The 12881-nt window shown below is 66.3% G+C and carries 10 protein-coding genes; 7 read left to right on the top strand and 3 right to left on the bottom strand.

The window, feature by feature from the left end; genetic code table 11:
- From AC1Q7Q_RS11740 to AC1Q7Q_RS11725, 4 genes are all read left to right on the top strand, one after another.
- The coding region (locus AC1Q7Q_RS11740) for an acyl-CoA dehydrogenase family protein (RefSeq protein WP_492387161.1) at window positions 1–498 on the top strand (498 nt) is incomplete at its 5' end.
- A gap of 68 nt (window positions 499–566) precedes the next feature.
- A complete protein-coding gene (locus AC1Q7Q_RS11735; RefSeq protein WP_492376809.1) occupies window positions 567–2174 on the top strand; it encodes a carboxyl transferase domain-containing protein in 1608 nt (535 codons plus the stop codon).
- Between the two features lie 54 nt (window positions 2175–2228).
- Window positions 2229–3017: an enoyl-CoA hydratase/isomerase family protein gene (locus tag AC1Q7Q_RS11730; protein ID WP_492376808.1), complete on the top strand. Its 789-nt coding sequence runs from the start codon at window positions 2229–2231 to the stop codon at window positions 3015–3017.
- An 82-nt stretch (window positions 3018–3099) separates the two neighbouring features.
- Window positions 3100–5124, top strand: a complete 2025-nt coding sequence (locus AC1Q7Q_RS11725; protein WP_492376807.1) for an acetyl/propionyl/methylcrotonyl-CoA carboxylase subunit alpha — start codon at window positions 3100–3102, stop codon at window positions 5122–5124.
- 1537 nt (window positions 5125–6661) lie between these two features.
- Here AC1Q7Q_RS11725 and AC1Q7Q_RS11720 read toward each other — a convergent pair.
- Window positions 6662–7567, bottom strand: coding sequence for a MurR/RpiR family transcriptional regulator (locus AC1Q7Q_RS11720; RefSeq protein ID WP_492372773.1), 906 nt, complete (start codon window positions 7565–7567; stop codon window positions 6662–6664).
- 90 nt (window positions 7568–7657) lie between these two features.
- On the opposite strand from AC1Q7Q_RS11720, the gene AC1Q7Q_RS11715 reads away from it, so the two are divergent.
- Both AC1Q7Q_RS11715 and AC1Q7Q_RS11710 read left to right on the top strand, forming a co-directional pair.
- On the top strand, window positions 7658–8833 hold the full coding sequence (locus tag AC1Q7Q_RS11715) for a M20 family metallopeptidase (protein WP_492372772.1): 1176 nt from the start codon (window positions 7658–7660) through the stop codon (window positions 8831–8833).
- 52 nt (window positions 8834–8885) lie between these two features.
- On the top strand, window positions 8886–9887 hold the full coding sequence (locus AC1Q7Q_RS11710) for a Bug family tripartite tricarboxylate transporter substrate binding protein (protein WP_492372771.1): 1002 nt from the start codon (window positions 8886–8888) through the stop codon (window positions 9885–9887).
- A 48-nt stretch (window positions 9888–9935) separates the two neighbouring features.
- Here AC1Q7Q_RS11710 and AC1Q7Q_RS11705 read toward each other — a convergent pair whose 3' ends face one another.
- Entirely contained in the window at window positions 9936–10874 is a 939-nt protein-coding gene (locus AC1Q7Q_RS11705) for a LysR family transcriptional regulator (protein ID WP_492372777.1), read from the bottom strand.
- A gap of 331 nt (window positions 10875–11205) precedes the next feature.
- Here AC1Q7Q_RS11705 and AC1Q7Q_RS11700 point away from each other — a divergent pair, with 331 nt between their 5' ends.
- Window positions 11206–11946 (top strand): class I SAM-dependent methyltransferase, encoded by a 741-nt coding sequence (locus AC1Q7Q_RS11700; RefSeq protein ID WP_492372770.1) that lies wholly within the window; start codon window positions 11206–11208, stop codon window positions 11944–11946.
- A 31-nt stretch (window positions 11947–11977) separates the two neighbouring features.
- On the opposite strand, the gene AC1Q7Q_RS11695 is transcribed toward AC1Q7Q_RS11700, so the two are convergent.
- Window positions 11978–12880: a dihydrodipicolinate synthase family protein gene (locus AC1Q7Q_RS11695; protein ID WP_492372769.1), complete on the bottom strand. Its 903-nt coding sequence runs from the start codon at window positions 12878–12880 to the stop codon at window positions 11978–11980.
- Between the last annotated feature and the right edge of the window lies 1 nt (window position 12881).

The raw sequence follows: 12881 nt of genomic DNA, 5'->3' as shown, positions 1-12881 counted from the left end.
AACATCCTCGGCGGCGAGAACCTGGGCGCCAAGGTGCTGATGAGCGGCCTGGACTATGAGCGCGCCGTGCTCTCCGGTGGCCCGGTGGGCATCATGCAAGCGTGCATGGATGTCATCACGCCCTACATCCACGACCGCAAGCAGTTCGGCCAGAGCATCGGCGAGTTCCAGCTGATCCAGGGCAAGGTGGCCGACATGTACACCACCTTGCAGGCAGCGCGCAGCTACCTGTACACGGTGGGCAAGAACCTGGATTCCCTGGGCAAGGAACACGTGCGCCAGGTGCGCAAGGACTGCGCCGCGGTGATTCTCTATACCGCCGAGAAGGCCACCTGGATGGCCGGCGAATCCGTGCAGATCCTGGGCGGCAACGGCTATATCAACGAATACCCGGTCGGCCGCCTGTGGCGCGACGCCAAGCTGTACGAGATCGGCGCGGGCACCTCGGAAATCCGCCGCATGCTGATCGGGCGCGAGCTCTACGCCGAAACGGCCTGAGCATCCAGCCGACGCCCCCGCGCCCACAGCACAAGCCACAAGAACAAAGACCCGAGATCCGACACCTTATGCCCACGCTCGAAACCAAACTCAATGCGCGCTCGGAATCCTTCCGCGCCAATGCCGACGCCATGCAGGCGCTGGTCGTCGACCTCAAGGCGAAGATCGCCAAGCTGGCGGAAGGCGGCGGCGAGCAAGCCCGCGCCAAGCACCTTGGGCGCGGCAAGCTGCTGCCGCGCGAGCGTGTGCAGCAATTGCTGGATCCGGGCACACCGTTCCTGGAACTGTCGCAGCTCGCGGCTTACGACATGTACGACAATGCGGCGCCCGGCGCAGGCATCATCACCGGCATCGGCAGCGTGGCCGGACAGGAATGCGTGATCGTCTGCAACGACGCAACCGTCAAGGGCGGCACCTACTACCCGCTCACGGTGCGCAAGCACCTGCGCGCGCAGGAGGTCGCCGAGCAGAACAACCTCCCCTGCATCTACCTGGTGGACTCGGGCGGCGCCAACCTGCCTAACCAGGATGACGTGTTCCCGGACCGCGACCACTTTGGCCGCATCTTCTACAACCAGGCCAACCTGTCCAAGCAAGGCATTCCGCAGATCGCGGTGGTGATGGGCTCGTGCACGGCCGGCGGCGCCTATGTGCCGGCCATGAGCGATGAGTCGATCATCGTCAAGAACCAGGGCACCATCTTCCTGGGCGGCCCGCCGCTGGTGAAGGCCGCCACCGGCGAGGAAGTCACCGCCGAAGACCTGGGCGGCGCCGATGTGCACACGCGCCTGTCGGGCGTGGCCGATTACTTTGCGCAGAACGACGCGCATGCGCTGTCGCTGGCGCGCAATATCGTGCAGCACCTGAACCGCCGCAAGCCGGACCAGATCCGCCTGCACGAGCCGCTGCCCCCGCGCTATCCGGTGGAGGAGCTGTACGGCGTGATCCCTACCGACACGCGCAAGCCCTATGACGTGCGCGAGGTCATTGCGCGCATCGTGGACGACTCGGACTTCGACGAGTTCAAGGCGCGCTACGGCACCACGCTGGTGTGCGGCTTTGCGCGGATCTGGGGCTATCCGGTGGGCATCATCGCCAACAACGGCATCCTGTTCTCGGAGTCGGCGCTCAAGGGCGCGCACTTTATCGAACTGTGCTGCCAGCGCAAGATCCCGCTGGTGTTCCTGCAGAACATCACCGGCTTCATGGTGGGCCGCAAGTACGAGAACGAGGGCATTGCCCGCAACGGGGCCAAGATGGTGACGGCGGTGGCGACCGCGCAGGTGCCCAAGTTCACGGTGATCATCGGCGGCTCGTTTGGCGCTGGCAACTACGGCATGTGCGGGCGCGCTTACTCGCCGCGCTTCCTGTGGATGTGGCCGAACGCACGGATCTCGGTGATGGGCGGCGAGCAGGCAGCCAGCGTGCTGGCCACCGTGCGCCGCGACGGCATCGAGGCCAAGGGCGGCAGCTGGAGCGCGGAAGACGAGGACAAGTTCAAGCAACCGATCCGCGACCAGTACGAGCACCAGGGCCACCCCTACTACGCCAGCGCGCGGCTGTGGGACGACGGCGTGATCGATCCCGCGCAAACCCGCACGGTGCTGGGCCTGGGCCTGTCGGCGAGCCTCAACGCGCCCATCGGCGAGATGAAGTTCGGCGTGTTCCGCATGTAATTTTCCATTGCTCAAGCGCCCCGGATAACGAATCGCACCGTACAGGACACCAACATGGATTTCACCACGCTTACCGTCACGGCCGCGCAGCACGTGGCCACCGTCACGCTGAACCGGCCGGACGTGCGCAACGCCTTCAACGAAACCGTGATCGCCGAGCTCACCGGTGCGTTCCGCGCACTCGGCAGCGAGCCCACGGTGCGCGCCATCGTGCTGGCTGGCAATGGCCCGGCCTTCTGCGCCGGCGCCGACCTGAACTGGATGAAGAAGATGGCCGGCTACTCGCACGACGAGAACCGGTCCGACGCGCTCACGCTGGCGCAGATGCTGCACACCATCTGGGCCTGCCCCAAGCCGGTGATCGCGCGCATCCACGGCGACACCTATGCGGGCGGCGTGGGCCTGGTTGCCGCCTGCGACATCGCCGTGGCCGCGCAGACGGTGAATTTCTGCCTGTCGGAGGCGCGCCTGGGCTTGCTGCCCGCCACCATCAGCCCCTACGTGATCCGCGCCATGGGCGAGCAGGCGGCGCGGCGCTACTTCATCACGGCCGAGCGCTTCGGCGCGGCCGACGCGCTGCGCCTGGGCTTTGTGCATGAGGTGGTGCCGGGCGACACGCTGGATGCCAAGGTGAGCGAGATCGCCGCCGCGCTGGTGGCCAACAGCCCCAATGCCGTGCGCGAGAGCAAGCGGCTGGTGCAGGAAGTGTCCGGCCGCGCCATCGACGATGCGCTGCTGGCCGACACCGCCGAGCGCATTGCTGCGATCCGCGCGTCGGACGAAGGCCGCGAAGGGGTGCGCTCCTTCCTGGAGAAGCGCTCGCCGTCCTGGCGTCCTGCCTGAGCCAAGGCACCCAGCCAATCATGCGCATCCGCCGCGCGGCCACCGCAGCCGCGCCGCCAGAACCAGAAAACTAGGAACAGTCATGTTCAACAAGATCCTGATCGCCAATCGCGGCGAAATCGCCTGCCGCGTGGCAGCCACCTGCCGCCGCCTGGGCATCCGCACGGTAGCCGTCTACTCCGACGCCGACGCCAACGCGCGCCACGTGGCACTGTGCGACGAGGCCGTGCATATCGGCGGCGCGGCAGCGCGTGACAGCTACCTGCGCGGCGACCACATCATCGAGATGGCCAAGGCCACCGGCGCGCAGGCCATCCATCCCGGCTACGGTTTCCTCTCCGAGAACGACGGCTTCGCAGAAGCTTGCGCCGAAGCCGGCCTCGTCTTTATCGGCCCGCCGGCATCCAGTATCCGCGCCATGGGCAGCAAGAGCGCGGCCAAGCGCCTGATGGAGGCGGCCGCGGTGCCGCTGGTGCCCGGCTACCACGGCGAGGATCAGGATGCCGCCCTGCTGCGCCGCGAAGCCGACCGCATCGGCTACCCCGTGCTGCTCAAGGCCAGCGCCGGTGGCGGCGGCAAGGGCATGCGCGTGGTGGAAGCCAGCGAAGGCTTTGAAGCCGCGCTGGCGTCCGTGCAGCGCGAGGCCAGCGCCAGCTTCGGCGACGACCGCGTGCTGGTCGAGAAATACCTGACCCGCCCCCGCCATATCGAGATCCAGGTCTTTGCCGACACGCACGGCAACTGCGTCTACCTGTTCGAGCGCGACTGCTCGGTGCAGCGCCGCCACCAGAAGGTGCTGGAAGAGGCTCCGGCCCCTGGCATGAGCGAGGAACGCCAGCGCGCCATGGGCGAAGCCGCCGTTGCCGCCGCGCAGGCCGTGGGCTACGTCGGCGCTGGCACGGTGGAATTCATCGCCAACCAGGACGGCTCGTTCTACTTCATGGAGATGAACACCCGCCTGCAGGTAGAGCACCCGGTCACCGAGATGATCACCGGGCAGGACCTGGTGGAGTGGCAACTGCGCGTAGCCTCGGGCGAGCCGCTGCCTCTCAGGCAAGATCAGCTTCAAATCCACGGCCATGCACTGGAAGCCCGCGTCTACGCCGAAAACCCCGACAAGGGCTTCCTGCCCTCCACCGGCACGCTGCGCTACCTGCGCACACCGGCAGCGGTCACGTTCGCGCTGGGCCAGGACGGCAACGGCCCGGCTGGCGTGCGCATCGACTCCGGCGTGCGCGAGGGCGACACCATCAGCCCGTACTACGACCCCATGATCGCCAAGCTGATCGTGTGGGGCCGCGACCGCGAGGAGGCGCTGGCGCGCATGGCGCAGGCGCTGGCCGAGTATCACGTGGTGGGCCTGTCGACCAATATCGCCTTCCTGCAGCGGCTGGTGACGTCGCAGGCGTTCCGCACGGCGGACCTCGACACCGGCCTGATCGAGCGCAACCAGGCGGCACTGTTTCCGCCGGCCGCGCCCGTGGGCATGGAAGTGATTGCGCTGGCGGTGGCGGCGTTGCTGGATGCGCAAGCCCGCGCGCGCCGCGTGGACCCGGCCGACGCGCATTCGCCCTGGCAGAACGCCGGCGCATGGCGCCTGAACGGAGACGCCACCAGCCAGTTCCGCCTGCGCACCGGTGAAGGCGAAACGCTGGCCAGCCTGCGCAGTGATGGCGGCAAGCAATGGCTGACGGTAGGCGAGCAGACCCTGCCCTTCCGCGCGGCCAGCCTGGCCGGCAGCCACGCACTCGACCTGGGCGAGCGCACGGTCAAGGGCAACACCCATATCGAAGGCGACGCTCTCTACGTGTTCAGCGGCAAGCAGCAAACCCGGCTGGAAGTCATCGACCCGCTGGCCCATGCGGGCAGCGCCGATGCCGAGGGCGGTAAGCTGGTGGCGCCGATGCCGGGCCGCATCATCGCGGTGATGGTCAAGGCCGGCACGGTCATTGGCAAGGGAGATCCGCTGATCGTGATGGAAGCCATGAAAATGGAACACACCCTGACCGCGCCGGCCGACGGCGTGGTGCAGGAGGTGCTTTATGGTATCGGCGACCAGGTGCAGGATGGGGCGCAGTTGGTCACGTTGGAAGATGTGGTGGTGTGAAGGAATGCGGGCCTTTTGGGGCGGGGGGGCTGCTTGTAGCCCCGCTGACTGTAGCCCCGCTGACGCGGGGGTGGCGTTTGTGGGCGGGGTTTTGATGCTTCTAGCTGCTGTCGCGGCTGTACGGTATTGGCCGTTTTGGAACGTGTGAGATGTCACTTCTCTTTACTCGTAAAGAGAAGTAACCAAGAGAAAGCGATCCTTGCAGGAGGCTGGCTTATTGGGGTTGCGTAGCCCGGTGGTTTCGTCGTACGGCCCTGGGTTCTAATGGCCTCGTGCCGTTACCGGTTCAAAGGACCACGCTCCAGCAAATGACGCTGGTTTCGTGGTGAGGCTGCTCGGTAGCGACATCCCTGCTCATTCATCCATCTGCCGGTACCGGTGCAAAGTGTCACGATATGTCACGCCGCGATGGTTTCGTGGTGGGGTGGGCGCGGTGGAAGAATTCTTCGGCCTATCAATCCGGTGCCACCGCGCCCACGACGGAAACGGGACGCTTGCAACTTCGTAGCCGGCCACTCCGCGAGCGACAGACGGCTTGAAGTTCGTGATGGCCGCTACCGGGGGGACCACCACGAATCCCTGGGCATTGGCCGGGTCGTGGTGCTCTGAACCGGTTACGGCACGAGTCCATTAGCACCCGGGGCCTGACGACGAAACCATTGGGGTCCCCAATGACGCCACGCCAGCCTCCTGCAAGGATGTACGAATCAACCACATGGGTATCGCTTTCTTTTGGTTACTTTTCTTTACGAGCCCGCGAGCGAGTAAAGAAAAGTGACATCTCACACGTTCTAAATCAGCCAACACCGTACAGCCGCGACAGCAGCTAGAAGCATCAAAACCCCGCCCACAAACGCCACCCCCGCGTCAGCGGCGAAATCGACGGCACCAGCCTACCCCCGCCTCAAACCCTCTCATGCCGTTACCGGATCGAGTGACCACGATCCTGCGGATGGCGCTGGTTTCGTGGTGAGGCTGCTCGGTAGCGGCATCCCTGCTCATTCATCCATCTGCCGGTACCGGTGCAAAGTGTCACGATATGTCACGCCGTGATGGTTTCGTGGTGGGGTGGGCACGGTGGAAGAATTCTTCGGCCTATCAATCCGGTGCCACCGCGCCCACGACGGAAACGGGACGCTTGCAACTTCGTAGCCGGCCACTCCGCGAGCGACAGACGGCTTGAAGTTCGTGATGGCCGCTACCGGGGGGGACCACCACGAATCCCTGGGCATTGGCCGGGTCGTGGTGCTCTGAACCGGTTACGGCACGAGTCCATTAGCACCCGGGGCCTGACGACGAAACCATTGGGGTCCCCAATGACGCCACGCCAGCCTCCTGCAAGGATCGCTTTCTCTTGGTTACTTCTCTTTACGAGTAAAGAGAAGTGACATCTCACACGTTCCAAAACGGCCAATACCGTACAGCCGCGACAGCAGCTAGAAGCATCAAAACCCCGCCCACAAACGCCACCCCCGCGTCAGCGGGGCTACAGTCAGCGGGGCTACAAAGCAGCAATATCGTACCCAGAGCTAAATCCCTACCCCCGCCTCAACCCCTCAACAGGATCCGCCTCAAAAGCCTCCCACAGCGCATCGCGCCGTTGCAACGCTTTGATGACCGCCGGATGGCGCAATTGCGCGACCGCCGAGACCAGCGCATTGCACAGGAAGAAAGCCGCCGTATAAGAGTCGAAAGGCGACGCATTGGCCGTGCGCACCAACAGATGGTGATCCGATAGCGGCACCAGTGGCGCGGCCGGACTGTCGCAAATCGCGATCACGCGCGCGCCGCGTTCGCGAAAGGCGCGCGCGATGCTCACCGGTGCGCTGGAATACCGCCGGATACTGAAAGTCAGCAGCACATCCTCCGGCTCCACCCACAGCATGGCATCCGTGGCCGTCACCGCGCCCGCGCCCAGTTCCTGGACTTGTGGCCGGCACATATTCAGATGCAGCGCCAGCCATGCGCCCACGGGCGCGCTGTTTTTCTGCGCCAGCACGAACAGCCGGCCGCGCGGCTCGGCCAGCAGGCGCGCGATCGCCTCGAAGGCGGCCATGTCCAGCCCTTCGTGGGTGGCCGCCAGGTTGTGCTGGTCGTGCAGCAGCGCGTCGTCCACGCAAGCTCGCAGGGTGCGCTTGCCGCCAATCGTGGCCGGCGCACGCTGGCCGGCGGTGGGCAGCAGCGCCGTCACGCTGGCCCGTGCCTCGCGCTGGGCATCGCCATAGCTGGCATAGCCCAGCTTGGCGAACAGCCGCACCACCGTGGAAGCGCTCGTGCCGTGCTGGGCAGCCAGCGCGGTGGCCGATTCCAGCAGCGCATGCGGATAGTCGCGGCCCAGTGCATCGGCCAAGGTGCGCTCGCGGGCGGTCAGCGTGGCCGCCTCGCGCGCAAGGCGCTCGAGCAAGGTAGCGTCACGTGAGGGAGTCTCCTGGGCATGTTTCATGGTGTTGACACGTTGCAATGCGTATTGCATGATCATATCACTTTTGCAATGAACGATTCACTCCCACACGAAGCAAGGAGCAAGCGGTATATGGCGGACAACGCAGCGGATAGCGACATGCATGCCCAGGCGGCAAGCGGGTTGATCGATTGGCTGGGCGGCCAGCAGGCTGAAATGCAGGCGCTCCTGCAGCGCATTGTCGACATCGACAGCGGCAGCCGGCAGGAAGCCGGCGTGACGGCCGTGGCAGAGGTCCTGCGCGCGCACCTGGAGGCCGCCGGCATTGCGGTCACACTGCATGCCGTGCCCGGCTATGGCGTGTGCCTGGATGCGCTGGTGCCCGGTGCCGGCGATGGCGCGCCCATCCTGCTGATGGGCCATATGGACACCGTGTTCCCGGCCGGTACGGCCGCACGCCGCCCCTTCCGCGTGGAGGATGGGCTTGCCTACGGGCCCGGCGTGGCCGACATGAAATCCGGCCTGGTCATGAACGTATTCGTGGCCGAGGCCCTGGCGCGCTGCGGCGGCAACGCCTTGCCGGTGCGCCTGTTCTTTTCCTGCGACGAGGAAATCGGTTCCGGCGCCACCCGCGAACGGATCATGGACGTGGCGCGCGGCGCGCGCGCCGTGTTCAACGCCGAGCCCGGCCGCGTCAGCGGCAACCTGGTCACAGGGCGCAAGGGGTCGATGGTGGTGGAGTTCGAGGTGGAGGGCGTGGCCGCGCACGCCGGGGTCAACCATGCCCAGGGCGCCAGCGCTATCGACGCGCTCGCGCGCAAGATCCTGGCGCTGCATGCGCTGACCGACGCCGAGCGGGGCATCACCACCAATGTGGGCTGTGTGAAGGGAGGCATCGTGCCCAATATGGTGGCGCCACTTGCGCAGGCCGAGCTCGACGTGCGCTTTACCGCCGACACGGACATCGAAGCGCTGGTCGAGCAGGTGCGTGCGATCATCGAGGCCGAATCGCTGCCGCGTACCAAAGGCAGGATCACCGAGATGCGCCGCACCCGGCCGATGACCCAGACGCCCGCGGACCTGCTGGCGCTGTACCAGCGCGGCGCGCAGCACCTGGGCTTCTCGGTAGACGGCGAGTTCACCGGCGGCGCAGCCGATAGCGGGCTCACGTCCTCGGTGGGTACGCCCACGCTGTGCGGCACCGGCCCGGTGGGCGGCCATGCGCACACCGTGCGCGAGTACTGCGAGCTTGCCACTTTCGTGCCGCGCGCGCAGGCGGTGGCGCTGGCCGTCCTCGCACTGCGCTGAGCCGGGGCACTGCCCCCCGCACCCGATTTCTAACTACCTTCAACTCACTGCCATGCCGAACGTGCCATTCTCTCGCCGCCATTTCCTCCACACCGGCCTCAGCGTAGCCGCGCTCGCGTGTGCCGCGCCGCTGGCCGCGCAAGCACAGGGCGCCTATCCCTCGCGCCCCATCACGCTGGTGGTGCCCTTCCCGCCTGGTGGTTCGGTGGACATCATGGCGCGCCAGTACTCGGAGCCGCTGTCGCGCATCCTCGGCGTGCCGGTGGTCGTCGACAACCGCCCGGGCGCGGGCGGCTCGGTCGCCACGCAATCGGTGGCGCGCAGCAAGCCCGATGGCTATACGCTGGTGGTGTCCTCCCAGAGCAGCCACCTGGCCAACCCGCTGACCCAGCCAAAGCTGGGCTATGACCCGATCAAGGATTTTGAGAACATCGCCATCCTGGGCCGCCAGCCCAACGCCCTGGTGGTGCATTCAAGCCTGCCGGTGCGGACTTTCGGGGAGTTCCTGGCCTACGCGAAGAAGAACCCGGGCAAGCTCGATTACGGCAGCGGCGGCGTTGGCAGCATGGGCCAGCTGAATGTGGAAATGCTCAAGGCCAGCACCGGCATCTACGCCACGCACATCCCCTATCGCGGCGGCACGCACCTGATCACGGCCGTGCTGAGCAATGAGGTCCAGTTCATCCTCGACAACCTGGTCATCATGCTGCCCTACATCAAGGAAGGAAAGGTGCGTGCGCTGGCGGTGGCTTCCGAGCAGCGCCTGCCGCAGCTGCCCGACGTGCCGACCATGGCCGAGCTGGGCTACCCGCAGCTCAACCTGAGCTCCTGGACGGGCATTGCCGCGCCTGCCGGCACGCCCGAGCCGGTGGTGCAGAAGCTCTACCAGGCGGTGCGCCAGGCCGCCAGCGACCCCGCCATGCAGACGGCGCTGCGCGCGCGCGGCGTGTTCCCGCCCGAGGAGATGGCACCCGCCGCCTTCGAACGCATGATGGCCGACCGGATGGTGCGTTACGGCGAAGTGGTCCGCAAGGCCAAGATTTCCGCGGATTGAGGGCGCGGGATTGAGCGCGCGGGATTGAGCGCGCGGACTAGGGCGGGACTAAGGCTTGGCGGTGGCCGCCCCGCCCTTGCCTTCCATGCCACCCTTTGCCGTCGCTCCGCCCGCGCGCAGCATGTCGATGACAAGCTGCATGGCGGGAGTGGGCGGGCGGCTCCTGCGCAGCACCAGGCCATAGGGCGCAAGCCGGCCATGCAACGCTACCGGCAGCGTGGCGATCATGTTCAGGTCTTCGTAGTAGCGGGCCACCGAGGTGGGCAGCACGGCGAGCATGTCGGACTCGCGCAGCACGGATAGCGTGGTGAGGATCGACGAGGTCTCCACCGTGCTCACCGGCGGCGGCACGCGATTCTCGCGGAAGGTCTGGTCGATGATCTGGCGCATCGGGCTGGGGTGCGGCTGGATGATCCACGCGTACTCCGTCAGCGCGGCCAGCTTTAGCTTGCCGCGCGCCGCCGCCGGATGCCCCACGCGGGTGACGATCGACAGCGCCTCTTCCCCCAGCGTCTCGAACGACAACTCCTCCGACGGCCAGCCATCGGGGATGCGGCCCAGCACGATATCGATCTGGTCCTGCTGCAGCGCGTGCACGAGCACGTCGCTGGTATCGATCTGCACGATGATGTGCAAGCGCGGATGCGCCTGCTTGAGCTTGACGATCACGTGGGTGAGCAGGTCCGGCGCCGGCGCCATCACCGCGCCCACGCGCACTTTGCCTACATCGCCGGCCTGGATGGCGACAAGCTCCTCGCGCAGTTCATCCATGTCGGCAAAGACCACCCGCGCGTAACGCATCACCGCCTTGCCCGATACCGTCGGGTCCAGCCCGCGCGCGTGGCGCGTAAAGAGCGATACGCCGAGCACGTCTTCCAGTTCCTGAAGGGACTTGGTAGCGGCCGGCTGGGTCAGGGCCAGCCCTTCGGCCGCCTGGCGCAGCGAGGGCGACTCCGAGAGCGCCAGCATCAGTTGCAGGTGCCGCATGCGAAGGCGCTTGCGGATGGATGCGCTGGACGGGATGGATGGGATCGATGGAATGCTCACCGCGATAATCTCCGAGAATAGGCGGATCGTGATTTCCGCTATTTTGCTTATCGCGAATTCTCGCACGGCGTGGGTGGCAACAAGAACGGAGTGCCGCGTCAGGCGGTTGCCGCACTTCCTGCCTGCGGCGGCGCCTGCCCACCCCCTTTTCATGGTGACTTCGCTTCATTTCGACGCATTTAGCCTCACATTCCAGGCTTGCGGAGGGGTTTTCGGGCATACTGGCCAATTCCCTCCTATTGCGAAGCCGGCGTTCTGGCTTCCCCCCTCGATGCCCGGCTACCAAACCAAGCAAGAGAGCATCGCCGTGACGGGCGTCGCCGACCTGGTCATTCGCTCCTTGCTGGACAAGCAGCAGTACTCCGATCCCCTCGGCGAAGCCGAACGCATGGGCATTTCTTCCGCCATGTGGCCGCTATTCGGGCTGCTGTGGCCGTCCGGCGCGCACCTGGCCGCGCGCATGGCGCTGCGCCCGGTGGACCCCACCGAGCGGGTGCTGGAAATCGGCTGCGGGCTGGGGCTGGCCAGCCTGGTGGGGCACCGCAGGGGTGCCGACGTGACCGCCAGCGACTGCCATCCGATGGCCGCCGCCTTCCTCGCGGAGAACGTACGCCTGAATGACCTCGCGCCAATGAAGTACCGGCACGGGCACTGGAGCGCCGCGGAGCACGAGCAAGATGCCCCTGCTGGCGCCGGCCCCGCCCCCGCCGACGTCCACGGCCATTTCGACCTGATCATCGGCAGCGACCTGCTCTACGAGCGCGATGCCAATGCCAACCTCGCCCACTTTATCGGGCGCCATGCCAGCCCCACGGTCGAGATCTGGATCATCGATCCCGACCGCGGCAACCGGCCCGCCTTCAACCGGCAGATGGCCGAGCAGGGTTTCGCGATGCGCGAGGAAAAGCTCGACCGCGTGGCCGCGCCCGGCATCGATGCCTACAAGGGCCGCCTGCTGGTCTACCGCTGGGCCATGGCACTGCCGCCGACGCCTGGCCTGCCTCTGCAGTAGGGCAGCAATGCCCCACACAAGGTTCTGGTAGTCACGCCTCGCGCACCCCACTGGCATGCAAAGCTTCGCGCACGGCTTCGATCCCGGCTGCATCGAGGTCCCGCAGCGGCTGCCGCACATGACCGCCGCGCCAGCCGCGCAGATTCATGGCAGCCTTGGTGGACTGGGGCTGGCCCAGTTTGCGGGCGACCGCCCGCATGGGGTACCAGCGACGATGCAGCCCGCCGGCGTCCGCCGCGTTGCCAATGCGCACCGCATCGTAGGTAGCCTTGACCAACTCAGGCAGCGCGCAACTGTTGGTCGAGCTGACACCGTCGAACCCTAGTACCAGCGGCCCAAGCATCACGAGATCGGATGCGGCCAGTACGCGAATGCGGCCGCTGACGCGCCCGACGAGCTGATCGACCGTGGTCGGATTGAGATCGCCTTGCTTGAGTGCGACCACTTGGGGCACATCGCACAGGCGCTCGATCAGCGGCACCGATAGCGTAATACCGACGCCCGGCGCGTTATAGATCATCACGCCGGTTCTAGAGAGCGGCGCCACTTCCTCAAAGAAGCGCACGATCTGGCCATCGGTGACTTCGGACACGAACGGCGGCATCAACATGGGCAATCCGCCCAGTTCGCCAGCCAACGAGGTCAGTTCCTTCACCACGCGCACATCGGCATGTGCGGTGCATAGCAATACAGGCACGCGATCGCCCACCACTTCCATGGCGTGGCGGAAGAGCGCTGCGCGCTCGGCGGTATTCATGGCCGGGAATTCGCCGTAGGTGCCGCCAATCAGAAGGCCGTCGTAGCCCAGGCCCAGCATGCGCTCGACGTTCTCCGTCAGCGCGGGGAGATCCAGGCTGCCATCCGCCGCGAAAGGCGTGACTGCGATATTGAACAGGCCGCGGGCACGCGCCAGGGATTCGTCTTGAGATTTCATA

The organism is Cupriavidus sp. GW823-FHT07A04, assembly GCF_058794615.1.
Note: the sequence above shows the minus strand (reverse complement) of the source record. Positions and strands in the feature narration are given on the sequence as shown.